Here is a 24,063-nt window from a genome sequence, read left to right as displayed (position 1 = left end):
CCGCTTCAGGGGCTTTGTCTTTTTGTGCGCCCAGACCCGCCAAGGGCGCAGGCCAGAGGCAGCGCGCCACGCACGCCTCGGTTAGAATGAAGCGATCAAGCAGCGCACTGGTGCGCCCCGCAGGAGGCTTCATGATTCAAGAAGAAAATACCCCCGACACGGAAAAAGGCCTGACGCAACGCCAGCTCGTGCATCTCATGTACGGTCTGTTTGCCGTGGGTATCCTGTCCGCCGGTTTTTTCGGCGCCGCGGCCATTGCCGCCGTCGTGCTGGCTTACCTCAAGCGGGGCGACATGGTCGGCACCGTCTACGCGGGCCACGTCGACTGGATCATCCGCACGTTCTGGTGGGGGCTGTTGTGGCTGGTGCTGAGCGCCGCCGCCACTGTTATTTTCATTGGTTTTGCCACCGGGCTGGTGGCCGTCGTCTGGATCATCTACCGCTTGGCCAAGGGCTGGCTGGCGCATTTCGCGGGCGAAACGCCTTTGCCCGGCCTCTAAGACCCGACCGCCCGGCCCGCGGAAGCCCAGGTACAAAAAAGGCCTCGCAAGAGGCCTTTTTTACCCGATCAGGCTTATTTCAGGTGCTGGCTGACCAGCTTGGTCAGTTCGAACATCGAAACCTGGTCTTTGCCAAACAAGGGGCGCAGCTTGGCGTCGGCGTTGATGTTGCGGCGGTTTGCGGGGTCTTGCAGGTCGTGCTTCTTGATGTACTCCCAGACGCGCTTGGTCACCTCGGTGCGGGGCACGGCTTCTTTGCCGATGATTGCTGCCAGCGTGGCGCTCGGCGTCAGCGGCTTCATGAAGGCCGCATTGGGCTTGCGTCCGGACTTCTCGGTGGTTGCCATGAATACAGGCTCCTACTTGGTTGAATGAATAGCCCCCGAAGCTTAACGCGTGTTTCCTCTAAAGACAAAGCGAAGTAGTGAAAAAATCTCAGGACTTTACAACGTGACACCGACCTCTGGTTCCAGCAAACATCCGCGCACCCCCGCGCCGCTTTCCCAGCCCGCCGAGACGGCCGCCACAGCGCCCGCTCGCCTCACGCTGACGCGTCCCGACGACTGGCATTTGCACCTGCGCGACGGCGTCGTGCTGCGCAGCGTCGTGGGCGATTCGGCGCGCCAGTTCGCGCGGGCCATCATCATGCCCAACCTGAAGCCACCGGTGACGTCTACGGCCGATGCGCTGGCCTATCGCGACCGCATTCTGGCTGCCCTGGCCGCATCCGGAGTGCCCGAGGGGGCCTTTACCCCCCTCATGACCCTGTATCTCACCGACAAGACCCCGGCGGACGAAATCCGTCGTGCGCAGGCCTCGGGCGTGGTGCACGGGGTGAAACTGTACCCCGCTGGGGCCACGACCAATTCCGATTCCGGGGTAACCGATCTGCTGGGCAACTGCCGGGCGACGCTGGCGGTCATGCAGGATTGCGGCCTGCCGCTGCTCATGCATGGCGAAGTCACCGATCCGGACGTAGACCTGTTCGACCGCGAAGCCGTCTTCATCGAGCGCGTCATGCAGCCGCTGCGCGCCGCGTTTCCCGCCCTGAAGGTGGTCTTCGAGCACTTGACCACAGAGCAGGGCGTGGCCTACGTGCGCGAGGCGGATGGGCCGATCGCCGCCACCATCACGGCGCACCACCTGCTCTACAACCGCAATGCCCTGTTCAAGGGGGGGTTGCGGCCCCATTGGTACTGCCTGCCGGTACTCAAGCGCGAACGTCATCGCCTGGCCCTGCTTGCGGCGGCCACCAGCGACAGCCCTCGCTTTTTTCTGGGCACGGACAGTGCGCCCCATCCCCGTGGCGCCAAAGAACAGGATTGCGGCTGCGCGGGCTGCTATACCGCGCGCCATGCGATGGCCCTGTACGCCACCGCGTTCGAGTCGGTGGGACGCCTGGATCGCCTGGAGGCCTTTGCCAGTCTCAATGGCCCGGCTTTCTACGGGCTGCCTGCCAATACGGGCACGCTCACGCTGGAGCGGGTGGCCGAGCACGTCCCCGCCGCGCTCCCTCTGGCCGATGCCGAAGTCGTGCCGCTCGCAGCGGGCGAATCGCTGCCGTGGCGTCTCGCAGAGACACCCACGGCCTAGTGCGCTGTTCGGCTATCCGTTCAAACTCAGGTACGGGTGTTAGCCGAACAGCACACTAGACCCCTTTCTTTTCTTCCAGCTGCGCCCAGCGCTCGAACAGCGCATCGAGCTGGGTATTGACCGCGTCGATGGAGGCCTGGATGCGCTCGGCTTGCGCCGGGCCGTCGCGGTACAGGTCGGGGCTGGACAAGGCGACTGCCAGTTCGGCCTGCTGGTTTTCCAGGGCGGCAATGCGGTCGGGCAGGCCGGCCAGCTCGTCGGCCTCCCAGGGGGCGAGACGGTTCTTCCGTGGTTTGTCGGCGGCCTGCGGGGCTGTCACGGGGCTTGCCGCCGCCGACGGCGCGGGTTCGGTCGGCTTGTCTTCGGGGGCGCCACGCCGGGCGGGCTCGGCGGCCGCGACCGGTGCGGCTGGCGGGCGCTGCTGTTCCCAGTCTTCGTAGCCGCCCACGTATTCTTGCCAGTGGCCGTCGGCTTCGGCGGCGATGGTCTGTGTGACCACGTTGTCGAGGAAGCTGCGGTCGTGGCTGACCAGCAGCACGGTGCCCTGGTAGTCTTGCAGCAGGTTTTCCAGCAGCTCGAGCGTGTCGATGTCGAGGTCGTTGGTGGGCTCGTCGAGCACCATGACGTTGTGTGCCTGGGCGAACATGCGCGCCAGGGCCAGACGCGCCCGTTCGCCGCCCGACAGGCTTGAGACCGGCGAATGGGCGCGCGCCGCCGGGAAGAGAAAATCTTCGAGGTAGCTCATGACGTGCTTGCGCTGCCCGCCGATTTCGACCCATTCGCTGCCCGGGCTGATGGTGTCCGCCAGGGTGGCCGATTCGTCGAGGTGGTCGCGCATCTGGTCGAAGTAGCCGATCGACAGATTGGTGCCCAGGCGCACGGTGCCCTGCTGCGGCTTGATTTCGCCCAGCAGGATGCGCAGCAGGGTGGTCTTGCCCGCGCCATTGGGGCCGATCAGGCCGATGCGGTCGCCCCGCTGGATGAGCGTGCTGAGGTCGCGGATGAGCACGCGCTCGCCAAAGCCGTGGGTGACGTGTTCCAGTTCGGCCACCCGCTTGCCCGAGCGCTGGCCGTCGCCGAGGGCGAAGCGGACTTGCCCCTGCTGTTCACGGCGTGCGGCGCGTTCGCGGCGCAGGGCTTCGAGGCGGCGCACGCGGCCTTCGTTGCGCGTGCGGCGGGCTTCGATGCCTTTGCGGATCCAGACTTCTTCTTGTGACAGCAGTTTGTCGAAACGCGCGTTGGCCTGCTGCTCGGCTTCGAGCCACTGCGCCTTGCGGGCCTGCCAGGCGGAAAAATTGCCGGGAAAGCTGAGCAACTTGCCCCGGTCGAGTTCGATGATGCGGGTGGCCACGGCGTCGAGAAAGCGCCGGTCGTGCGTGATGACGATGACCGCGATGCGGGTTTTGCGCAACTGTTCTTCCAGCCAGGCGATGCCGTTGAAGTCGAGGTGGTTGGTGGGCTCGTCGAGTAATAGGAGGTCGGGTTCCGCGACCAGGGCGCGGGCCAGGGCGACGCGTTTGCGTGTGCCGCCCGACAGGCCCTGGATCAGGGCGTCGGGCGCAAGCCCGAGCGCGTCGATGAGGGCGGAGGCGCGGGCCGAACGAGCCCAGTCTTCGGCGGCCAGCCAGTCGCCGCTGAGGACTTCGAGCACGGTCTGGTCTTCGGGCAAGCTGGGTTCTTGTTCGACGGTGGCGACCCGCAGGCCGCTTTGGCGGCGGATTTCCCCGTCGTCGAGCTGGGTGCGTCCGTCGAGCACGCGCAGCAGCGAGGATTTTCCGGCCCCGTTGCGGCCGATGAGGCCGATGCGCTCGCCCTGGAGCAGGGCCAGGTCGGCGTGGTCGAGCAGGGGGTGATGGCCGTAGGCGAGCTGGGCCTGGCTCAGGGCAAGTAAGGTGTCTGACATAGTGGCCCTATTGTCGCAGTTTGTGGGCCTGGCTGTCCCACGGATGCCGTACAATGCGGGCGCGAGGCAGATCGGGCAATCGCGGTGTCTTCGGGCATCGAGGAAGGTCCGGACTCCATCGGGCACGATAGCGGCTAACGGCCGTCCGGCAACCCCTTCGGGGCAAGCCGAGGAACAGGGCCACAGAGACGAGTCTGCCATGCGGGTGCGCTTCGGCGCACACAGGTACGGCCACTCCGTACTTTCCCCAGGCTTGCCTGGTGGGGCATGGCAGGGTGAAACGCGGCAACCTCTATCGGGAGCAACATCAAATAGGCATGCGCTGGCCTTGTGCCGCAGGGCGGCCCGTCCGAGCATGCGGGTAGATGGCTACAGCAGCCTGGCAACAGGCTGCGCAGAGGAATGATTGCCCGCCGGGCTTCCCGGCGTACAAAATCCGGCCTATAGATCTGTTTCGCTTTTTCCGCCTAGGGAATTGTGCGCATACGATGCGCCAGGCAGCTGTGATACGCTGAAAAACATCCTAACCGACCGCCTGCCCGTGTGCGGCAGGTGCGCCCAACGAGCCGCGTCCGGGTGGTTCCAGGAGGTTTCGGTGGCAGATGCGGCAGTTCTTTCTCCGTCCCAGGCCAGTGGCACCGCCCATGGCCTGCTCGAAATCCGCGACCTCAGCAAGCGTTTTGGCGGCCTGCGGGCCGTCGAGCACTGCTCGTTTCAGGTCGAGCGTGGCACGATCACGGGGCTCATTGGCCCCAACGGCGCGGGCAAGACCACGGTGTTCAACCTCATCACCGGTTTCATCCCACCCGATGCCGGGCGCATCGTGCTCGATGGCCAGGACATCGGCCATCTGCGCCCCGATCAAATCTTCGCCCGCGGGCTGTGCCGCACCTTCCAGATTCCCCGCGAGCATGGCACCATGAGCGTGCTCGAGAACCTGATGCTGGTGCCGTCCGGGCAAAGCGGCGAGCGCTGGTGGAACGTGCTGCTGCGGCCCGGCCAGGTGCGTGCCGAAGAAGCCCGCCACCTGCGCAAGGCGCGCGAGGTGCTCGATTACCTGCAGCTCGGCCACGTGCAAAACGAGTATGCGGCCAATCTGTCGGGTGGGCAGAAAAAGCTGCTCGAAATGGGGCGCATGCTGATGGCCGAACCGCGGATCATCCTGCTCGACGAGCCCGCCGCCGGGGTCAACCGCACGCTGCTGCGCAGCATCATCGAGAACATCCAGGCTCTGGTACGCGAGCGCGGCATCACGTTTCTGCTGATCGAGCACGACATGAACATGGTCATGAGCCTGTGCGACCCGGTCATCGTGATGAGCGAGGGGCGCAAGCTGGCCGAGGGGCACCCCGAGGCCGTACGCAACGACCCTGCGGTGCTCGAGGCCTACCTGGGAGGCCAGTATGCCGCTGCTGCAGGTTGAGGCCGTCACGGCGGGCTATGGCGACACCGAGATTCTGCGCGGCCTGTCCCTCGTGGTCGAGGCCGACGAGGTCGTCTCCATCATCGGGCCCAACGGGGCGGGCAAGTCCACCCTGATGAAGACCATCTTCGGCCTGCTGCACCCGCGCCAGGGGGCCATCACCTTCGATGGGCGCGACATCTCGCGGCTGCCGCCGCACCAGATCGTGCGCCACGGCATGTGCTACGTGCCACAAGTGGCCAATGTGTTCACCACGCTGACGGTCGAGGAAAACCTCGAAATGGGGGCCTTCACGCTGGGCAAGGCCGATCTGTCGCAGGGCAAAGAGCGGGTGTATGGCCTGTTTCCCAAGCTGCGCCAGCGCCGCCGCCAGCTGGCCGGCAAGATGTCGGGCGGCGAGCGCCAGATGGTGGCCATGGGCAGCGCCCTCATGCTCAATCCGCGGCTCCTGCTGCTTGACGAGCCCACGGCGGCGCTGTCGCCCAAGCTGGTGGACGAAATCTTCGAACGCATCGCGCACATCAACCAAAGCGGCATTGCCGTGCTGATGGTCGAGCAAAATGCCCGCCAGTCGCTTGGCATGGCGCATCGCGGCTACGTGCTGGCCAACGGTGAAAACCGTCACGAGGGCACGGGTCGTGAGCTGCTCGACGACCCGAACGTCGGGCGGCTCTATCTCGGAGGGTAAAAGCATGACGGACGCCGCACGCGCAGCTGCTGCCAAGGATCCCGAAGCCGTCGGGCCGGAAACCGTCGAGGCGCGCGACGAGGCGGGCATGCGCAGCCGCGGCTTCGTGGGGCTGGTGCTGCTCGGGGTGTTGGTCGCCATGTGGCTGGCGGGCTGGCAGTCAGGGACGGCGGCGCAGCAGATGTTGTCGCTGACTGTCTGGGGGGTGATGCTGGGCGGTATCATCGCCCTGGGCGGTATCGGGCTCACCTTGTGCTATGGCGTGCTGAAATTCCCCAACTTCGCGCACGGCGAGCTCGTCACGCTGGGGGCCTATGCTGCGTATTCAATCGTGCTCGCCGTGCCCAATTCGCTGCCGATCTGGCGCTTTTCCTTCGGCTGGGATCTGCTGGTCGGCCTGCTGGCGGCGCTGTGCGTCACGGCCCTGGTGTCCATCGGGCTCGACCGCTGTCTGTATCGCCCCTTGCGGCGGCGCCAGTCGCCCTTGGTGCTGCTGGCCATGGCTTCGCTGGGGATGGCGTTCTTTCTACGCGGGCTCATCTATATCTTCTGGGGTTCCGACTTCCACTTCTACTATGTCGGGCGCGCCAATCCCGCCTTGCACCTGCCCCTGGGCCTGCGTCTGCAGGCGGATCAGCTGTTCGTCTTTGCCCTGGCGCTGGCGCTGGTGGCGTTTCTCTACTGGCTGCTGACGCGCACCCGCATCGGCAAGGCCATGCGGGCCACCGCCGACAACCCCGATCTGGCTCAGATTCGCGGTATCGACACCGAGCGCGTCATCGCCTGGACGTGGGCCATCGGCTCGGCCATGGCGGCGGCGGGCGGCGTCATGTATGGCCTGGCCTCGCAGCTGCGCCCCGACATGGGTTTCACCCTGCTGCTGCCCATGTTTGCCGCCGTCATCATGGGCGGCATCGGCAACCCGTGGGGCGCGCTGGTGGGCGCCATCATCATCGGTATCGCGATTCAACTCACCTCGGCCTTCATGAGCCCCGCTTACGGGCCCGCCGTCGCGTTTGCCCTGATGGTGCTCACCTTGCTGATGCGCCCCCAAGGCATTTTCGTCCAGCGTTGACGTGTGTCGGCGCCCGAGGTGCCACGACACTGCGCCCAGCTCGATTCGTCCAGAACTCGATGAGGTATTCGACATGACGTCTTCTCATCTTTTGAAAGCCTGCTTTCTGCTGATCCCCGCCATTTTGCTGGGCTGGCTGGTGTGCTCGTCCTGGCCCTGGCGCCGACGGCTGCCGGCGGGCCTGGCCCTGGGCGTTGCGCTGACCCTGGCCGTGGGCGTCTGGCTGCCGGGCATCATGGATTATCTGGTGTCCTTCTCCATCATGGCCGTCATCTACGCCGTCCTGTCGCTTGGGCTCAATGCCCAGTGGGGCTACAACGGTCACCTCGACTTTGGCGTGGCGGGTTTCTTCGCCGTCGGCGCCTTCACCATGGCGCTGTTCGTCACCGCGCCGCCCTCGGGCCTGCTGGCCGCCTATGCCCAGCAGTGGTTTGGCCTGCAGGCCCCCTTTCTGGTGGGGCTGGGGGCCGCCGGCGTCGTGGCCGGCATCGTCGGCTACCTCGTCGCGCAGCCCATCTTGCACCTGCGCACCGACTTTCTCGCCATCGCCACCCTGGGCATCGCTGAGATCATCCGCCTGATCTTCCAGAACGAACGCTGGCTGGCCAACGGCCCGCAGCCGCTCAGCGGCATTCCCCAGCCCCTGTCCTGTGTGTTCGAGCAGCCCGCCTGCGGCTGGCTGCCGTCCGGGCTGGCGCACTGGCTGTCCGCCTTGCAGCCGCGCGACTACGGCTATCTGTACCTGCTCATCGCCACCCTGGTGCTGGCCGTCGTCTACGCGCTGCTCGAGGCCGTCGTGCGCTCGCCTTGGGGGCGCGCTCTGCGCGCCGTGCGCGACGAAGAAGCCTCGGCGGCCATGAACGGCAAGCCGGTGAAGTCGCTGCGGGTGCAGTCGTTCGTGCTGGGGGCGGTGGTGATCGGGGTGGCCGGAGGGCTGTACGCACCCTACATGGTGACGATTGACTACAGTCACTTCAAGCCTTTGTTTGCCACGTTCCTGGTCTGGGTGATGCTGATGCTGGGGGGCAGCGGCAACAATCGCGGGGCGATTCTGGGGGCGTTCGTGGTCTGGGCCGTCTGGAGCGGCACGGGCTATGTGACGGATGCGCTGCAAAGTGCCCTGGCGAACGTGGCCCCCGAGCTGGCCTCCCGCATGGCGTTTCTGCGCTGGGTTTTCGTGGGCCTGCTGCTGGCCGGCATCGTGCTGTTTCGCCCGCAGGGGATTTTGCCCGAGGAAAAGCGGGTGTCCCGGTTTATTGATGAGCAGTAGGCAAAAGAGCCAAAGCCCCGAACCCAGACGAGGCGGGACGATTGCGCCTGGGTGGAAGGACTGTGTGGTTCCTGTCCTGGAACCCAGGCGCAATTGGCACGCCGGTGCGGCTCGGAAGCCAACGGCATCGACACTTACGAAAACAATCAGAAGCAACAGCTCGGCGACTAGATGGCTCGGATTCCAGGACAGGAACCACACAGTCCTTCCATCCGAGCCATCTATCCGCCTGACGAACCGCGAAGCAGCGCAAAAAGCGGATTCACTCTTTTGGAATCGTCGATGCCGCCCGCAATTCCACCGTGTCGATCTTGTTGCCGTCGAACTTCCAGATATTCACCGGCGTGATCACGTCCCCGAACTGATCGAAGATACAGGGCCCCGAGGCCCCGTTGTAGTGGAAATCGGTGCCCCCCTTGATGGCCTTCAGCATCTCCGTGATGCGCGTCTGGTCGCCGCCGTCGAGCGTCTGCTGGGTGCTGGCTGAAATCTTGCGCAACTGGTCGCGCAGCATCGCCCCCGTGATCTTTGACGCGTCGGTTTGCCCTGCCGCGATGACGCGGGCCGTGGCCAGCCCCGCCAGCAATGCCGCGTCGTAGGCCGAGGCCGTAAAAGGCGGGAAAGAATCGTATTTGAAATCGGTCTTGAACTGCTGCGAAAAGCTTTTGTAGGCCGGTGTGGACGTGTCTTCGCCCGGCGCCGTGCCGTACTTGCCGTCCAGGTATTGGGCGCCGACGTCCTTGATGATGTCCACCGAGGCATTACCATCGACGAATTGCCAGCTGGTGTAGTTGAAGATGTCGCGCGATTCTTTCAGGAAGGCCGACGTATGGGCCGGATAGCTGACGCACAGCAGCAGGTCGGGCTTGTCTTTGAGCGCCTGGGCAAGCTCGGACTTGTACGTGGGCTGCACTTCTTCGGGATGCGGCACCTGGGCCAGCACCTTGCCGCCGCGGTGCTCGAAGGCCTTGGTGAATGAATTGGACAGGCCCTGGCCATAGGGGTTGTTGATGTAGAGGGTGGCGACCCGCTTGAACTTGTAGTTGGGGTAGATTTCGCCGTTGACGAGCTGGGCCGCCACGATGCCTTGCAGCGCGTCGGAGGCCGTGGTGCGAAAAAGCAGGTCGGCCTTGGCGTCGGCGGGCAGGACGGTGATGAGTGGCGAGGTGGCGCCGTTGGATATCTGCAGGATGCCGGCCGGAATCGACACCGACGTGGCCACGGCGACGGTGACGCCGCTGGACCAGCCGCCGATGATGACGGGGACGTGCTGCGTATCGACCATCTGGCGGGCCGCCTGTACGCCCACGGTGGGCAGGGTGGCCGTATCGACCGTGACGTGCTTGGCGATGATGGGGCCGCCGAAGACCTCGGTGGCGGCCTTGTTGATCTGGTTGACGGCCAGCTGCACGGCGTCGCGGTAGTAGGGGCCGAATTCGGCGGCCGAGCCGGTGAGCGTGGCGATCTGCCCCAGGTTGATGGCGGGCGGCGTGCTCGCGGCCAGGGCCCGGGCGAAGGGCAGGCTGCTGCTCAGTATCAGAGAACCGCCCGCGGCACTGGCGGTGAGCAGGAACTGGCGGCGGGATTGTGCGGGGGATGGATGATCCGACATGGAGGACTCCTTTTGGGTGGCTGACGCAAGGCAGACCGGAAAAGGCTCGGATACTTTCGAGTCTGGCGCCCGCCTGGGCGCCGCTGCGGATGCCCTCGTGGGGGCATCGGTTCATTACATCGGCTGCTTCAAGGGGTGTCAATCGGTGATTGGTGCGGGGTGCTGCGCCTTCAGGCCGGGTGGTTTAAGCCCCTATCCTGATAAAGGACTTTTAGTTTCGTTGGCAATGTGTTGATTTTTCAGCATATTGTGGATCGACAAGATGTTTGGAATGGATTGTAAGTGCTTGTTGTGATTGACTAAATTTCGATTTTCTCCTTGACCGGCCTGATTTCATCCCGTAGAGTGGGACAAAGTAGATTTTTGTGTCACGAAGTGGGAGGAAACCCCGCATGTTTCAGGGAAGCAGTGCACTGACGCTGGATGCCAAGGGCCGGATGTCCATCCCGGCCCGGTATCGCGACGTGCTGCTGGCCGACGAACAGGGGCGCCTGACACTGACACGTCATCTGGATGGTTGTCTGATGCTGTATCCACGTTCCACCTGGGAGGTCAAGCGCGAGCAGATTGCCGCGCTGCCGGCGACCGCCCGCGGCCTGCAGCGGCTGCTGCTGGGCAGCGCCCAGGACGTGGACATGGATGGTGCGGGCCGCATCCTGGTGGCCCCCGAGCTGCGCCAGGCCGCTGGTCTGATGCGTGACGTCATGCTGTTGGGCTTGGGGTCGAATTTTGAACTTTGGGACCGTGCACAGTGGGAGGCTCGCAGCCTCGACGATGCCAACAAGGTCGATCCTGCCATTCTGGCGCAGTTTTCTTTCTGAGCCCTCTCCATGGCGTATTCCCACCGTACCGTTCTGCTGGAACCGGCCATCGACGCATTGTTGAGCCCCGGGTTCGGCCGTGGTGCGGCGTCTGGCGATGCGCCTCCCCTGGACGGGGTCTATGTGGACGGCACCTTTGGCCGCGGCGGTCACAGCCGCCTGCTGCTGCAGCGGCTGGCACCGCGGGCGCGGCTGCTGGTCTTTGACAAAGACCCGGAAGCCATTGCCGTCGCCCAGGCCCTGCGCCAGACCGATGCCCGCGTCGAGATCGTGCACGACGGTTTTGCCACGTTGGCGGAACAGCTGGATCACTTGCAGATCCCGGCTGTGGATGGCGTGCTGCTCGACCTGGGGGTGTCTTCCCCCCAGATCGACGATGCGGCGCGCGGATTTTCGTTCATGCGCGATGGCCCTCTGGACATGCGCATGGACACCAGTCGGGGACAGACGGCGGCCCAGTGGCTGGCCGAAGCCGACCAGGAACAAATTAAGGAGGTCATCGCGCATTATGGCGAAGAACGGTTTGCTTTCCAGATTGCAAAGGCGATTGTTGCGTATCGCCAATCCGGGGCTTTGTGCACCACGGCCCAACTTGCCCAGCTCGTCGCCGGTGTCGTCCGCACGCGCGAAAAAGGTCAGCACCCAGCGACCCGGACCTTCCAGGCTATTCGGATTCACATCAACGCGGAACTCGCGCAGCTTGCGCATGCCCTCCCGGCAGCCCTGACGCGCCTGCGGGCCGGCGGGCGCCTGGCCGTCATCAGCTTCCACTCGCTGGAAGACCGCATGGTCAAGCAGTGCCTGGCGGCGGCGGCCCGGCCCGGGCAGGCGCAGGCGCGCTTGCCCATCCCCGAGAAGGACATGCCGCAACCCTGGGTGACGCTGCTCGGGCGCGTACAGGCCGATGCCGCCGAGGTGGGTGAGAACGTGCGCTCACGCTCCGCGGTGCTGCGGGTGGCGCGGCGCACGGCCGAGCCGCTGTCCCTGGAGCAGGCTGCGGCGCTCGTGTCCCTGCCGGGCCAGGCGCAGGCCGCCCGGCGCCCGGCCCGACGGGGACGGCGATGATCCGCGCCGCTTTCTTCCTCGTGCTGCTGCTGATGGCGTCGGCCATCTCGCTGGTGACGGTGCGCTTCCAGACGCGCGAGCTGTTCGTCAAATCCGAGCACCTGAAGTCACAGGCCCACGAGCTGGATTCCGAGTGGCGACGCCTGCAGGTCGAACGCGCCGAGCTGGCCCGCAATGCGCGCATCGACTCGCTGGCCCGCACCGAGCTGCACCTGGTGCCCGTGACGCCGGGACGCACGGTCTATCTGCAGCAGGCGGCCCCGCAGCCGCCCGCCGGGCAGGGGGGGCAGCCATGAAGCGTTTCGGTTTTCATGAAAGCCCCGTCCTGTCCGGCCGCCCCGCCTTTTGGCGCGCGCGGCTGGTCATCATCGTGCTGATGCTGGGTTTTGTCGCCCTGGCGGCCAAGGCCCTCAGTCTGCAGATTCTTTCCAACGAGTTCCTCCAGCGCCAGGGCGAGCGCCGCTACGAGCGTACGCTGGTGCTGCCCGCCTCGCGCGGCAAGATTTTCGATCGCAGCGGCTCGGTCGTGCTCGCGTCCAGCATGGCGGCCCGGGCGATCTGGGTGGTGCCGGAAGATTTCCACAAGGCCAGCGACGAGCAGGTCAGCGCCCTGGCGCAGCTGCTGGGCATGAAGGCCGCCGACATCCGTCAGCGCACGCAGAACGAAGACAAGAATTTCGTCTACCTGCAGCGCCAGGTCGCCATGGACGTGGCCGAGAAAATCCGCCAGCTGAAAATCCCTGGCGTGCAACAGCTGCCTGAATCGCGCCGCTATTACCCCGAGGGCGAGGTGATGGCGCACATCGTGGGCTTTACCAACATCGAGGATCGCGGCATCGAAGGCATCGAGCTGGGCTTCAACGACAGCCTGTCCGGGCAGCCGGGCTCCCGGCGGGTGATCCGCGACCGGCTCGGGCGCATCGTCGAGGACGTGCAGGCGGTCGTTCCGCCCGTGGATGGGCAGAACCTGCGGCTGTCCATCGACGCGGGCATCCAGTTCGACACCTATGCCGCCCTCAAGGCGGCCATGGAGGAGCACCAGGCCAAGGGGGCGGCGGCCATCGTGCTCGATTCGCGCAGCGGCGAGATTCTCGCCATGGTCAATCTGCCTTCGTACGATCCCAACGATATGGCACAGCGCACCGGCCCGGCCTTGCGCAACCGCGTGATGACCGATACCTTCGAGCCCGGCTCCATCATGAAACCCTTCACGGCGGCGCTGGCGCTGGACGAGGGCAAGGTCACCACCAGCACCCGCTTCGATACTGGCAATGGCCGCTACCGCTACCAGGGCGCGCTGATTTCCGACGTGGGCCACTATGGCGTGCTCGATGTGGGCGGCATCATCCAGCATTCCAGCAACGTGGGCATGACCATGATTTCCGAGCTCATGTCGTCGCAGTCGATGTGGACCAAGTTTTCCGAGCTGGGCTTCGGGCGGGTGCCGCAGGCGCATTTCCCCGGCATGACGGCGGGCCGTCTGCGCCCCTGGCAGCGCTGGCGCCCGATCGAGCGGGCCACCATGGCGTACGGCTATGGCCTGTCGGTCTCCCTGATTCAAGTGGCGCACGCCTATACGGCGTTTGCGCGCAACGGCGACATGGTGTCGTTGTCCCTGCTGCGCCGCGAGGGCCAGCCCACCAGCGTGCAGGTGTATTCGCCCAAGGTGGCCCTGCTGATGCGTGGCATGCTCGAAGCCGCCGCCGGGCCCGATGGCGCCAAGCTGGCCCAGGTGCAGGGCTACCGCGTGGCGGGCAAGAGCGGCACGGCGCGCAAGATCGTCAATGGGCAATACAGCAAGACCAAGTACCGGGGCTCGTTCGTCGGGCTGGCGCCGGTGTCCGATCCGCGCATCGTGGTGGCCGTCTCCATCGATGAGCCCAGCGCGGGGGGGTATTATGGCGGCCGCGTGGCCGCGCCCGTCTTTTCCGATATTGTTTCAAGCACCCTGCGCCGTCTGGGCGTGCGGCCCGATGCCCCGGTGGATTCCATGGTGGCGGTGGCGGAGCAGGGGGGACGCACACAATGAACACGATCGATATTCTCGCCTGGCTGGATGAGCGGGTAGCGCGCCAGGCGGACTTGTGCCTGGATTCCCGCCAGATTCAGCCCGGCGACGTCTTTTTTGCCTGCCCCGGTATCGCCACTGATGGGCGCAGCTACATGCAGGCCGCGGTGGCCGCTGGGGCTGCCGCCATCGTGTGCGAGGCCGACGGCGCGGCGCAGGCCACGAGCCCGGTGCCCGTGCTGCCGGTGGCGCGGCTGGCGACCCTGCTGGGCGACATCGCCCACCTCTGGTATGGCCGTCCGTCGGACGCCCTGGCCGTGATTGCCGTGACGGGCACCAATGGCAAGACCTCGACCACCCAATGGGTGGCCGATGCCCTGAATGCCGAGGGCACCCCCTGCGGCACCGTGGGCACGCTGGGCGTCAAGCTGGCCGATGGCCGCAACCTGGGCGGCGTGCTGACGACGCCCGACGTGCTCACCCTGCACCGCAGCCTGGCGGCCATCGTGCGGGCCGGCGGCCTGGCGGCGGCCATCGAGGCCTCGTCGATCGGTATCGAGCAAGGGCGTCTGGACGGCGTGCACATCCAGGTGGCCGGGTTCACCAACCTGACGCGCGACCATCTCGACTATCACGGCACACTTGAACGCTACAAGCAGGCCAAGTTCGCCCTGTTCGCCCGCCCCGGGCTGCGCAGCGCCGTCATCAACGCCGACGATGCCGCGGGCGCCGAGCTGCTGGCGGGTACGGCCCCCTCGGGGCACCGTCTGGGCTACAGCCTGCGCGGCGACACCGCCGTGGCGTTTCGCGCCGAGGACGTGCAGCATGGCGCCGATGGCCTGGTGTTCAAGCTGGTCACGCCCAGCGGCAGCGCGCAGATCTTCACGCACCTGGTGGGTGAGCACAATATTTCCAACCTGCTGCTGGTGGCCGGCGTCTTGCGCGAGCTGGGCTGGGGGCTCAGCCGCATCGCCCGCGCCCTGGCCGTGCTGCGCCCGGTGCCGGGGCGTCTGCAGGTGGTGTCGGCGGTCAAGGGCGAGGGTGCCGCGCGCCCGTTGCCGCTGGTGGTGGTGGATTACGCCCATACCCCGGATGCGCTCGAACGCGTGCTCACCGCCCTGCGCCCGGTGGCACAGGAGCGCGGCGGGCGCCTGACGTGCGTCTTTGGCTGCGGCGGCGACCGCGATGTCGGCAAGCGGCCCCTGATGGGGGCCGTCGCCGCGCGGCTGGCCGACGAGGCCATCGTCACCACGGACAATCCCCGCACCGAGGCGCCGCAGGCCATCATCGACGCCATCGTGGCGGGCATGCCGACGCGCCCGCGGGTCGAAGCCGACCGCGCCGCCGCGATCCTGGACGCCATTTGGCGCGCGGACGAGCGCGACGTGGTGCTGCTGGCGGGCAAGGGGCATGAAACCTACCAGGAAGTGCAGCATGTGCGCAGCCCCTTCGACGACCGCGAATGGGCCCGTTTCGCCCTGAGCTGGCGGCAGGCGCCGGTGCTGTCCACGGACAGCCGCAAGCTGCCGCCGGGGGCCTTGTTCCTGGCCCTGCGCGGCGAACGCTTCGACGGTCACGATTATCTCGATGCCGCCGCCCAGGCTGGCGCGCGCGCCGCGATCGTGGCGCATCCGGTGCTGCCCTGCGCACTGCCGCAGATCGTGCTGGGCGACACCCACGCCGCCCTGATTCACGCGGCCACCGTCTGGCGTCGGCTGTTCGATGTGCCGGTGATCGCCGTCACCGGCAGCAATGGCAAGACCACCACGAAAGAGATGATCAGCGCCATCCTGGCCGCCTGGTGGGGCGAGGATGCGCGCCTGGCCACGCGCGGCAACTTCAACAACGACATCGGCCTGCCGTTGACCGTCCTGCGCTTGGGGCGCGCCCATCGGGCCGCCGTGCTCGAACTGGGCATGAACCATCCGGGCGAAATCCCGGTGCTGGCCGCCATCGCGCAGCCCACCGTGGCGCTGGTGAACAACGCGCAACGCGAGCACCAGGAATTCATGAATTCGGTCGAAGCCGTGGCCCACGAGAACGGCGCCATCCTGCAGGCGCTGCCCGGCGATGGCGTGGCGGTATTTCCGGCGGACGAACCCTACACCGGCCTGTGGCAGACGCTGGCGGGCAGCCGGGCCGTGCGCCGCTTTGGCTTTGCCGAGACGGCGGACGTGCACGCCGCGCAGATTCGCGCGGGATCGGGTCAGACCGAATTTCGCCTGCATCTGGGGCGCGACGCGCAGACGCTCACCCTGCATGCCCCCGGGCGCCACAACCTGCGCAACGCCCTGGCCGCCGCCGCCAGCGCCTGGGCGGCGGGGGCCTCGCTGGGCGTCATCGTCCGCGGACTGGAAGCCTTCCGGCCCGTGGGCGGCCGCATGCAGCCCGAGACCCTGCCCGACGGCTTCCAGCTCATCAACGACACCTACAACGCCAACCCGGATTCCGTCCGGGCCGCCATCGACGTGCTGGCCGGACTGGACGGGCGGCGGATTCTGGTGCTGGGCGACATGGGCGAGGTAGGCGACCAGGGCCCGGCCATGCACGCCGAGGTCGGAGCCTACGCGCGCCAATGCGGCATCGATTTGCTGCTGAGCCTGGGGGCGGCGTCGGCGCAGGCCGCGCGCGCCTTCGGAGCCTCGGCCCAGGCCTTCGAGACGCTCGACGCCTTGCTGCCCGTGCTGCTGGCCGCGCGTCCGGGCCACATCCTGGTCAAGGGTTCGCGCAGCATGCGCATGGAGCGCGTGGTGGACGCCCTGCATGCCAATGGCGCCTGCGGAGAGGATGATCATGCTGCTTGAACTGGCGCGCTGGCTGGCAGACCATCACTTCCGCGCCTTTGGCGTGGTGGAGTACATCACCTTCCGTGCGCTGCTGGCCAGCGCCACGGCACTGGCCATCGGGCTGCTGGCCGGGCCTTGGCTGATCCGTCGCCTGACCGAGCTGAAGATCGGCCAGGCCGTGCGCAGCTATGGCCCGCAAACCCACCTGGCCAAGAACGGCACGCCCACCATGGGCGGGGCGCTCATCCTGATCGCCATCGGCATCAGCACGCTGCTGTGGGCCGACTGGACGAACCGCTTCGTCTGGGTCGTGCTGCTAGTCACGTTCGGCTTTGGCTGGATCGGCTGGGCCGACGACTATCGCAAGGTGGTGCATCACGACCCCGAAGGCATGCCCGCCCGGCAGAAATTCTTCTGGCAGGCCCTGATCGGCGCCGTGGCCGCCATCTATCTCAGTTTTGCCGTCTCGGTGCCCGCCAATACCGAACTATGGCCGCTGTTCCGCGACTGGGTCTTCAGCGGCTTCACCCAGCCGCTGCCCGCGCGCGCCGACCTGATCGTGCCGTTTTTCAAGACCGTCAGCTATCCGCTGGGGGTGCTGGGCTTTTTCACCCTGACGTGGCTGGTCATCGTCGGCACCAGCAATGCCGTCAATCTCACCGATGGGCTCGATGGCCTGGCCATCATGCCCACGGTGATGATCGGCTCCGCACTGGGGATCTTCGCCTACGTGGTGGGGCGCGTCGATTACTCGAAGTATCTGCTGTTTCCGTACATTCCCGGCGCCTCCGAGCTGATGGTGCTGTGCGCGGCCATCGCCGGGGCCGGTCTGGCTTTTCTGTGGTTCAACACGTATCCGGCCCAGGTGTTCATGGGCGACGTGGGGGCGCTGGCCCTGGGCGGTGCGCTGGGCGCCATTGCCGTCATCGTGCGCCAGGAAATCGTGCTCTTCATCATGGGCGGGGTATTCGTCGTCGAGACCCTGTCGGTGATGTTGCAGGTGAGCTGGTTCAAATACACCAAGAAACGTTACGGCGAGGGGCGGCGGATTTTCCGCATGGCACCCTTGCATCATCATTTCGAGGTCAGTGGCTGGAAAGAAACCCAGGTCGTGGTGCGCTTCTGGATCATCACCATGATGCTGGTGCTGATCGGCCTGTCGAGTCTGAAACTGCGATGAATACGACGACCTTCCCCTCGCTGCGCCAGGACGGCCTGACCCTGATCATGGGGCTGGGCGAGACCGGCGTGGCCGCCGCTTGCTGGTGCGCGGCCCGAGGCGCGCGCCTGCGTGTGCTCGACACCCGGACGCAGCCGGGCGGGCTGGCCACCTTGCAGGCGCAGGGCGTCGAGGCCGAGCTGCACCTGGGGCCGGATGCGCTGCAAGCCGCGGCCCTGGAAGGTGTACACACGCTGGTGCTCAGCCCCGGGCTCAACCCCCACGAGGCGCCGGTGGCCGCCCTGCTGGCGGCGGCGCGCGCGCGCGGCATCGATGTCATCGGCGAGATCGAGCTTTTTGCGCGCGCCCTGGCCGATCTGCGCGCGCAGGGCTATGCGCCTGCCGTGGTGGCCGTCACGGGCACCAACGGCAAGACCACCGTCACGTCGCTCGTGCGCCATCTGGCACAGGGCTGCGGGCGGCGTGTGCGCGCGGCGGGCAACATCAGCCCGGCGGCCCTGCTCAGCCTGCGCGAGGCCCTCGAACAAGACGATCTGCCCGAGGTCTGGGTGCTGGAACTCTCCAGCTTCCAGCTGGAAACCACCCGTTCGCTGCAGGCCGATGCCGCCGTGGTGCTCAACCTGACGCAGGATCACCTGGACTGGCATGGTTCGATGCAGGCGTATGCCGCCGCCAAGGCGCGGCTGCTGGGGATGACGCGGGTACAGGTCATTAACCGCGACGACGCCTGGGTGCGCGCCATGGTCGATGACGTGGCGGACGTGCGCGTGCGCAGCTTTGGCCAGGACGCGCCTGTTTTGGCCGGCGACCTGGGACTGCTCGTGCAAAACGGCCTGTCCTGGCTGGCCTGGGCACCCGAGGCAGAGACGGCGCCGCCCGTCGGCGGGTCGCGCCGCAAGGCCGCGCAAGCCGGGCACGTGGCTACGTGCCCGGCGGCGCCGGCGCAGGCCCTGATGCCCGCCGAGGCGCTGCTGATCCGCGGGCAGCACAACGCCCTGAACGCCCTGGCGGCCCTGGCCCTGGGTGCGGCCATCGGCCTGGACTGGGCGCGGATGCTGCACGCCTTGCGTACGTATCGCGGCGAGGCCCACCGCACCGAACTGGTGCGCACGGTCGCCGAGGTTGATTTCATCGATGACAGCAAGGGCACCAACGTGGGCGCCACGCTGGCGGCCCTGCAGGGCCTGGGGCGCCGCGTCGTGCTGATCGCGGGCGGCCTGGGCAAAGGCCAGGATTTTTCGCCGCTGGCACCCGCGGTGCGCGCCCATGCGCGCGCCGTGCTGCTCATCGGCCAGGACGGCCCGCGCATTGGCCAGGCCCTGTCGGCCTGCGATGTGCCGCTCGAGGCGTGCCCGACGCTGGAAGACGCCGTGCGCCGGGGGTTCGCCTTGGCGCAGGCGGGCGATGCCGTGCTGCTGTCGCCCGCCTGCGCCAGCATGGACATGTTTCGCAACTACGCCCACCGCAGCGCCTGCTTCGTCGAGGCGGTGCGCGAGTTGGCGGCGGATCAGGGGGAGGTCGCATGAGCATGCTCGGTGAACTCAGCGCCAGCCTGAACGCCGTACGCCCCGGGCGCACGACCATGCCCAGCGTGGACGTCGGCCTCATCGTGGCGGTGACGGCGCTGGTGCTGTTCGGCCTGCTGATGGTGTATTCGGCCTCGATCGCGCTGGCCGACGGCCCGCGCTATGAAAGCTATGGCCGCTTCTACTTCGTCGGACGCCATGCGGTCTTCATCCTCATCGGCCTGCTGGCGGCGCTGTGCGCGGCGAGCATGCCGATGCGCGTCTGGGGAAAGCTTGCCCTGCCGCTGTTCATCGTCTCGCTGTTCCTGCTGCTGGTGGTGCTGGTGCCGGGCATCGGCCGCGAGGTCAACGGCGCGCGCCGCTGGCTGCCGCTGGGGCCGATCAACTTCCAGCCGTCCGAGCTCATGAAGCTGGCCGTCATCCTGTACGCCGCCGACTACGTCGTACGCAAGCGCGCACACCTGCAAGGCTTCTGGCGCGGCTTCATGCCGATGGCCCTGGCCCTGGGCGCCTCGGGCCTGCTGCTGCTGATGGAGCCCGACCTGGGCGCGTCCATCGTCATCGGCGCCATTGCCGTGGGCATTCTCTTCATTGGCGGCATCAATCTGAAGCTGTTCTCCACCCTGCTGGGCATCGTGATGTCGGCCTTTCTGCTGCTCATCTGGCTGTCGCCCTGGCGCCGCGAGCGGCTTTTCGTCTATCTCGACCCCTGGAATCCGGACAATGCCTACGGCAGCGCCTACCAGCTCTCGCACTCCCTCATCGCCCTGGGGCGCGGCGAATGGTTCGGTGTGGGACTGGGCTCGAGCATCGAGAAACTGCACTACCTGCCCGAGGCGCACACCGACTTCATCGTCGCCGTGATCGGCGAAGAGCTGGGCTTCGTGGGCGTGCTGTGCTTGATCGCCGTCTTCGCCTTCCTGGTGCTGCGCGGCTTCGAGATCGCGCGTCAGGCCATGGTGCTCGAACGCGTTTTCGACGGCCTGGTGGCCCAGGGCGTGGCGCTGTGGATGGGCGTGCAGGCCTTCATCAACGTGGGGGTCTGCGTGGGCCTGCTGCCCACCAAGGGGCTCACGCTGCCGCTGGTCAGCTACGGGGGGTCGGGGATCGTGCTCAATCTGATGGCGATCGCCTTGCTGTTGCGCGTGGACTACGAGACGCGCTGCATGATGCGGGGGAAACGGCGATGACACAGCCTGTGATCCTCATCATGGCGGGCGGCACGGGCGGGCACATCATGCCCGGCCTGGCAGTGGCTGAAGTCCTGCGCGGCCAAGGCTGGCAGGTGCTGTGGCTGGGCAACCCAGAGCGCATGGAAGGCCGCCTGGTGCCGGCCCGCGGCATCGAGCTGCTGCCGCTGCGTTTCGGCGGCGTGCGCGGCAAGGGCCTGTCGGCCTTGCTCAAGCTGCCGTTCACGCTGGGCGCCGCCTGCCTGCAGGTGCGCCGCCTGCTGCGCGCGCGGCGGCCCGACGTCGTCCTGGGCATGGGCGGTTATGCCGCCGTGCCCGGCGGGCTCATGGCCCGTCTGAGCGGTATCCCCATGGTCATCCACGAGCAGAATGCCGTGGCGGGCACGGCCAACCGCCTGCTGGCGCGCTTTGCCCGCCGCGCGCTCACCGGCTTTCCAGGGACGCTGCCGGGGGCACTGATGGTGGGCAATCCGGTGCGCGCCGCCCTGACGGCGGTGACGCCCGCCGCGCAGCGCTACGCCGGACGCCAGGGGCCGCTGCGTCTGCTGGTGCTGGGCGGCAGCCAGGGGGCGGCCAGCATCAATGATCTGGTGCCCGAGGCGCTGGCCCGCCTGCCCGCCGAGGCGCGCATCGATGTGCACCATCAGGCGGGTGAGCGCCATGCCGACAAGGTGCGGGCACACTATGCCCGCCTGGGCCTGCGTGCCCAGGTGTCGGCCTTCATCGACGACATGGCGCAGGCCCTGGCCGACGCCGATCTCGTGGTCTGCCGGGCGGGCGCCATGACGGTGGCCGAGGTGGCCGCGGTCGGCGTGGCCGCGCTGTTCATCCCGCTGCCCGGCGCCATCGACGACCACCAGACCGCCAACGCCCGCTATCTGTCGGAGTGCGGGGGCGGCTGGATGATGCCTCAGGCCACACTCGACGCCGCCGGGCTGGCGCAGTGGCTGGCGGCGCGCACGCGAGCCGAACTGGCCCAGGTGGCGGCCCACGCCCACGAACATTCAAGTCTGAACGCTGCGCAGCTCATCGCCGAAGCCTGCGTCCACAGCAAAGAGGAATCGGCATGAAGCATCGCATTCGCAACATACACTTCGTCGGCATCGGCGGCGCCGGGATGAGCGGCATCGCCGAGGTGCTGCTCAACCTCGGCTATTCGATCAGCGGCTCGGACGTCCAGGAAACGGCGGTCACGCGTCGGCTGGCCGCGCTGGGCGCGCACGTCTTCATCGGCCACGCCGCCGAGCACATCCAGGGGGCCGGCGCCATCGTCACCTCCACCGCCATTCACGGCGACAATCCCGAGGTGCTGGCCGCGCGCGCCGCCCACATCCCGGTGGTGCCGCGCGCCCTGATGCTGGCCGAGCTCATGCGCCTGAAGCGCGGCATCGCCGTGGCCGGCACGCATGGCAAGACCACCACCACCAGCCTCGTGGCCAGCGTGCTGGCGGCGGGCGGCCTGGATCCCACCTTCGTCATCGGCGGGCGGCTCAATGCCGCCGACGCCAACGCGCGCCTGGGGCAGGGCGAGTACATCGTGGTCGAAGCCGACGAGTCGGATGCCTCGTTTCTGAACCTGCTGCCGGTGATGGCCATCATCACCAACATCGATCTCGACCACATGGACACCTATGGCCATGACGTGGCGCGGCTCAAGAGCGCCTTCGTCGAGTTCACTCAGCGCCTGCCCTTCTACGGCAGCGCCGTGCTGTGCATGGACGACCCGAACGTGCGCGAGATCATCCCCTTCGTATCGCGGCCCATCACCACCTACGGCATCGATTCGCCCGCCCTGGTGCGCGCCCGCGACCTGCGCGCCGAGGGCACCACCATGGCGTTCGTGGTCGAGCGCCAGGGGGCGCACGGGGCGCTGGCGCCGTTGGCCGTACGGCTGAACCTGCCGGGGCGCCACAACGTGCTCAACGCCCTGGCCACCATCGCCGTGGCCACCGAGCTGGGCGTGGCCGACGAGGCCATCGTCGAGGCCCTGGCCCAGTTTCGTGGGGTGGGGCGCCGCTTCACGCAGGTGGGCTCCTTTCCGGTCGCCGAGCGCAATGGCGGGGGCACGTACGCGGTGGTGGACGACTACGGCCACCACCCGGCGGAAATGGCCGCCACCCTGGCCGCCGCCCGCGGCGCCTGGCCGGATCGTCGCATCGTGCTGGCCTTCCAGCCGCACCGCTACACGCGCACGCGCGACTGCTTCGAGGATTTCGTGCGCGTGCTGGGTTCGGCCGACGCAGTGCTGCTCACCGAGGTCTACGCCGCCGGTGAGGCGCCGCTGATTGCCGCCGATGGCCGTGCCCTGGCCCGGGGCCTGCGCGTGGCGGGCAAGGTCGAGCCGGTGTTCATCGAGAACGTCGCCGACATGGCGGGCGCCATCCAGGACTTTGCCCGGGATGGCGACGTCGTGATGATCATGGGCGCGGGCTCCATCAGCCGGGTGCCTGCGCAACTGGGGAGCCCGCTATGACCACATCTTTTGGCCGCGTCGGCGTGCTCTACGGCGGGGTCTCCGCCGAGCGCGAGGTGTCGCTCATGTCCGGCGCCGGGGTATGCGCCGCCCTGCGTGAAGCGGGCGTGGATGCGCATCTGTTCGACACGGGGCGCCAGTCGCTGGCCGAGCTGGCGGCGGCGGATTTCGAGCGCGTCTTCATCGCCCTGCACGGGCGCTTTGGCGAGGACGGCACGGTGCAGGGGGCGCTTGAACTGCTGCGCATCCCCTACACCGGCAGCGGCCCGCTGGCCTCGGGGCTGGCCATGGACAAGATTGCCACCAAGCACCTGTGGCTGCAGCATGGCCTGCCCACGCCGCGCTTTGCCATGCTGAACAGCCAGTCGCCTCTGGATGGCCTGGCGGACGACCTGGGCTTGCCGCTCATCGTCAAGCCCGCCCACGAAGGCTCGACCCTGGGCCTGACGCGGGTCGAGTCCGCGGCCCAGCTGCCGCAGGCGCTGGCTCTGGCCTGCCAGCACGACGATTGCGCCCTGGCGGAACAGTTCATCCGCGGGCGCGAGCTGACGGTGCCGATCCTGGGCACAGGGGACGACGCGCGTGCCTTGCCCGTCATCGAGATCATCGCGCCCCAGGGCAACTACGACTACGAACACAAGTACGTTTCCGACGAGACGCAGTACATCTGCCCCGCCCAGCTGCCCGACAGCCTGGCGCGGCAGGTGCAGGCGCTGTGCGTGCAGGCGTACCGCATCCTCGGCTGCGAGGGCTGGGGCCGCGCCGACGTCATGCTCGATGCGCAAAACCGCCCCTGGCTGCTGGAGATGAACACGTCGCCCGGTATGACCGGCCATTCGCTGGTGCCCATGGGCGCCAAGGCCAACGGCATGAGCTATGCCGAGCTGTGTGTCGCCATTCTGGCCACCGCCCGGTGTAAAGTGCGCGCGCCCCTGGCCCATTGAGATAGA

20 protein-coding genes and 1 other RNA gene are annotated in these 24,063 nt (G+C 67.3%); 18 read left to right on the top strand and 3 right to left on the bottom strand.

Annotated elements, in window-relative coordinates; translation table 11 throughout:
• Positions 1-131 precede the first annotated feature (131 nt).
• Positions 132-500 (top strand): DUF4870 family protein, encoded by a 369-nt coding sequence (locus CCA01S_RS10905; protein ID WP_066458257.1) that lies wholly within the window; start codon positions 132-134, stop codon positions 498-500.
• A 74-nt stretch (positions 501-574) separates the two neighbouring features.
• Here CCA01S_RS10905 and CCA01S_RS10900 read toward each other — a convergent pair whose 3' ends face one another.
• Complete coding sequence (locus tag CCA01S_RS10900; protein WP_066458254.1) at positions 575-847, bottom strand: SWIB/MDM2 domain-containing protein; 273 nt, start codon at positions 845-847, stop codon at positions 575-577.
• Positions 848-1,046: 199 nt separating this feature from the next.
• Here CCA01S_RS10900 and pyrC point away from each other — a divergent pair, with 199 nt between their 5' ends.
• On the top strand, positions 1,047-2,093 hold the full coding sequence (gene pyrC / locus CCA01S_RS10895; protein ID WP_066458275.1) for a dihydroorotase: 1,047 nt from the start codon (positions 1,047-1,049) through the stop codon (positions 2,091-2,093).
• A gap of 55 nt (positions 2,094-2,148) precedes the next feature.
• On the opposite strand, the gene CCA01S_RS10890 is transcribed toward pyrC, so the two are convergent.
• Complete coding sequence (locus tag CCA01S_RS10890; protein ID WP_066458250.1) at positions 2,149-3,996, bottom strand: ABC-F family ATP-binding cassette domain-containing protein; 1,848 nt, start codon at positions 3,994-3,996, stop codon at positions 2,149-2,151.
• Between the two features lie 63 nt (positions 3,997-4,059).
• Here CCA01S_RS10890 and rnpB point away from each other — a divergent pair.
• The 5 genes from rnpB (at position 4,060) to CCA01S_RS10865 (ending at position 8,452) form a co-directional block, all read left to right on the top strand.
• Positions 4,060-4,456: RNase P RNA component class A (gene rnpB, locus CCA01S_RS10885), an RNA gene on the top strand.
• Between the two features lie 135 nt (positions 4,457-4,591).
• Entirely contained in the window at positions 4,592-5,419 is an 828-nt protein-coding gene (locus CCA01S_RS10880) for an ABC transporter ATP-binding protein (protein ID WP_198149983.1), read from the top strand.
• Positions 5,400-6,107 carry an ABC transporter ATP-binding protein gene (locus tag CCA01S_RS10875; RefSeq protein ID WP_066458242.1) on the top strand — a complete coding sequence of 236 codons (708 nt, stop codon included), beginning with the start codon at positions 5,400-5,402 and terminating at the stop codon, positions 6,105-6,107. Before CCA01S_RS10880 ends, CCA01S_RS10875 begins: the two co-directional genes overlap by 20 nt.
• Before the next feature lie 4 nt (positions 6,108-6,111).
• Positions 6,112-7,182 carry a branched-chain amino acid ABC transporter permease gene (locus CCA01S_RS10870; protein WP_066458239.1) on the top strand — a complete coding sequence of 357 codons (1,071 nt, stop codon included), beginning with the start codon at positions 6,112-6,114 and terminating at the stop codon, positions 7,180-7,182.
• A gap of 73 nt (positions 7,183-7,255) precedes the next feature.
• Positions 7,256-8,452 carry a branched-chain amino acid ABC transporter permease gene (locus CCA01S_RS10865; protein WP_198149981.1) on the top strand — a complete coding sequence of 399 codons (1,197 nt, stop codon included), beginning with the start codon at positions 7,256-7,258 and terminating at the stop codon, positions 8,450-8,452.
• A 262-nt stretch (positions 8,453-8,714) separates the two neighbouring features.
• On the opposite strand, the gene CCA01S_RS10860 is transcribed toward CCA01S_RS10865, so the two are convergent.
• Positions 8,715-10,064 (bottom strand): ABC transporter substrate-binding protein, encoded by a 1,350-nt coding sequence (locus tag CCA01S_RS10860; protein ID WP_066458235.1) that lies wholly within the window; start codon positions 10,062-10,064, stop codon positions 8,715-8,717.
• Between the two features lie 392 nt (positions 10,065-10,456).
• Here CCA01S_RS10860 and mraZ point away from each other — a divergent pair, with 392 nt between their 5' ends.
• The 11 genes from mraZ to CCA01S_RS10805 are packed head-to-tail and all read left to right on the top strand — an operon-like array spanning position 10,457 to position 24,057.
• A complete protein-coding gene (gene mraZ, locus CCA01S_RS10855) occupies positions 10,457-10,885 on the top strand; it encodes a division/cell wall cluster transcriptional repressor MraZ (RefSeq protein ID WP_066458232.1) in 429 nt (142 codons plus the stop codon).
• 9 nt (positions 10,886-10,894) lie between these two features.
• Positions 10,895-11,950, top strand: coding sequence for a 16S rRNA (cytosine(1402)-N(4))-methyltransferase RsmH (gene rsmH, locus CCA01S_RS10850; protein WP_066458230.1), 1,056 nt, complete (start codon positions 10,895-10,897; stop codon positions 11,948-11,950).
• Entirely contained in the window at positions 11,947-12,246 is a 300-nt protein-coding gene (ftsL, locus tag CCA01S_RS10845) for a cell division protein FtsL (RefSeq protein WP_066458227.1), read from the top strand. Before rsmH ends, ftsL begins: the two co-directional genes overlap by 4 nt.
• A complete protein-coding gene (locus CCA01S_RS10840) occupies positions 12,243-13,979 on the top strand; it encodes a peptidoglycan D,D-transpeptidase FtsI family protein (RefSeq protein WP_066458225.1) in 1,737 nt (578 codons plus the stop codon). Before ftsL ends, CCA01S_RS10840 begins: the two co-directional genes overlap by 4 nt.
• Positions 13,976-16,762 carry a bifunctional UDP-N-acetylmuramoyl-L-alanyl-D-glutamate--2,6-diaminopimelate ligase MurE/UDP-N-acetylmuramoyl-tripeptide--D-alanyl-D-alanine ligase MurF gene (gene murF / locus CCA01S_RS10835; protein ID WP_066458223.1) on the top strand — a complete coding sequence of 929 codons (2,787 nt, stop codon included), beginning with the start codon at positions 13,976-13,978 and terminating at the stop codon, positions 16,760-16,762. The genes CCA01S_RS10840 and murF overlap by 4 nt, the downstream gene beginning before the upstream one ends.
• Positions 16,752-17,924, top strand: coding sequence for a phospho-N-acetylmuramoyl-pentapeptide-transferase (gene mraY, locus CCA01S_RS10830; RefSeq protein ID WP_066458271.1), 1,173 nt, complete (start codon positions 16,752-16,754; stop codon positions 17,922-17,924). Before murF ends, mraY begins: the two co-directional genes overlap by 11 nt.
• Positions 17,921-19,450: a UDP-N-acetylmuramoyl-L-alanine--D-glutamate ligase gene (murD, locus tag CCA01S_RS10825; RefSeq protein WP_066458221.1), complete on the top strand. Its 1,530-nt coding sequence runs from the start codon at positions 17,921-17,923 to the stop codon at positions 19,448-19,450. Before mraY ends, murD begins: the two co-directional genes overlap by 4 nt.
• A complete protein-coding gene (gene ftsW / locus CCA01S_RS10820; protein ID WP_066458218.1) occupies positions 19,447-20,640 on the top strand; it encodes a putative lipid II flippase FtsW in 1,194 nt (397 codons plus the stop codon). The genes murD and ftsW overlap by 4 nt, the downstream gene beginning before the upstream one ends.
• Entirely contained in the window at positions 20,637-21,710 is a 1,074-nt protein-coding gene (murG, locus tag CCA01S_RS10815; protein ID WP_066458215.1) for an undecaprenyldiphospho-muramoylpentapeptide beta-N-acetylglucosaminyltransferase, read from the top strand. The genes ftsW and murG overlap by 4 nt, the downstream gene beginning before the upstream one ends.
• Complete coding sequence (gene murC, locus CCA01S_RS10810) at positions 21,707-23,113, top strand: UDP-N-acetylmuramate--L-alanine ligase (RefSeq protein WP_066458214.1); 1,407 nt, start codon at positions 21,707-21,709, stop codon at positions 23,111-23,113. Before murG ends, murC begins: the two co-directional genes overlap by 4 nt.
• Entirely contained in the window at positions 23,110-24,057 is a 948-nt protein-coding gene (locus CCA01S_RS10805; protein ID WP_066458213.1) for a D-alanine--D-alanine ligase, read from the top strand. The genes murC and CCA01S_RS10805 overlap by 4 nt, the downstream gene beginning before the upstream one ends.
• The last annotated feature ends 6 nt before the right edge of the window (positions 24,058-24,063 follow it).

The organism is Castellaniella caeni NBRC 101664, assembly GCF_001592225.1.
Lineage (GTDB): Bacteria > Pseudomonadota > Gammaproteobacteria > Burkholderiales > Burkholderiaceae_B > Castellaniella > Castellaniella caeni.
Note: the sequence above shows the minus strand (reverse complement) of the source record. Positions and strands in the feature narration are given on the sequence as shown.

Bases quoted from the DNA above. Each gene is read 5' to 3' on its own strand.
- CCA01S_RS10905 (WP_066458257.1), top strand. From the start codon at position 132: ATGATTCAAGAAGAAAATACCCCCGACACGGAAAAAGGCCTGACGCAA.
- CCA01S_RS10900 (WP_066458254.1), bottom strand. From the start codon at position 847: ATGGCAACCACCGAGAAGTCCGGACGCAAGCCCAATGCGGCCTTCATG.
- CCA01S_RS10890 (WP_066458250.1), bottom strand. From the start codon at position 3,996: ATGTCAGACACCTTACTTGCCCTGAGCCAGGCCCAGCTCGCCTACGGC.
- CCA01S_RS10875 (WP_066458242.1), top strand. From the start codon at position 5,400: ATGCCGCTGCTGCAGGTTGAGGCCGTCACGGCGGGCTATGGCGACACC.
- CCA01S_RS10870 (WP_066458239.1), top strand. From the start codon at position 6,112: ATGACGGACGCCGCACGCGCAGCTGCTGCCAAGGATCCCGAAGCCGTC.
- CCA01S_RS10865 (WP_198149981.1), top strand. From the start codon at position 7,256: ATGACGTCTTCTCATCTTTTGAAAGCCTGCTTTCTGCTGATCCCCGCC.
- CCA01S_RS10860 (WP_066458235.1), bottom strand. From the start codon at position 10,064: ATGTCGGATCATCCATCCCCCGCACAATCCCGCCGCCAGTTCCTGCTC.
- mraZ (WP_066458232.1), top strand. From the start codon at position 10,457: ATGTTTCAGGGAAGCAGTGCACTGACGCTGGATGCCAAGGGCCGGATG.
- rsmH (WP_066458230.1), top strand. From the start codon at position 10,895: ATGGCGTATTCCCACCGTACCGTTCTGCTGGAACCGGCCATCGACGCA.
- ftsL (WP_066458227.1), top strand. From the start codon at position 11,947: ATGATCCGCGCCGCTTTCTTCCTCGTGCTGCTGCTGATGGCGTCGGCC.
- CCA01S_RS10840 (WP_066458225.1), top strand. From the start codon at position 12,243: ATGAAGCGTTTCGGTTTTCATGAAAGCCCCGTCCTGTCCGGCCGCCCC.
- murF (WP_066458223.1), top strand. From the start codon at position 13,976: ATGAACACGATCGATATTCTCGCCTGGCTGGATGAGCGGGTAGCGCGC.
- mraY (WP_066458271.1), top strand. From the start codon at position 16,752: ATGCTGCTTGAACTGGCGCGCTGGCTGGCAGACCATCACTTCCGCGCC.
- murD (WP_066458221.1), top strand. From the start codon at position 17,921: ATGAATACGACGACCTTCCCCTCGCTGCGCCAGGACGGCCTGACCCTG.
- ftsW (WP_066458218.1), top strand. From the start codon at position 19,447: ATGAGCATGCTCGGTGAACTCAGCGCCAGCCTGAACGCCGTACGCCCC.
- murG (WP_066458215.1), top strand. From the start codon at position 20,637: ATGACACAGCCTGTGATCCTCATCATGGCGGGCGGCACGGGCGGGCAC.
- murC (WP_066458214.1), top strand. From the start codon at position 21,707: ATGAAGCATCGCATTCGCAACATACACTTCGTCGGCATCGGCGGCGCC.
- CCA01S_RS10805 (WP_066458213.1), top strand. From the start codon at position 23,110: ATGACCACATCTTTTGGCCGCGTCGGCGTGCTCTACGGCGGGGTCTCC.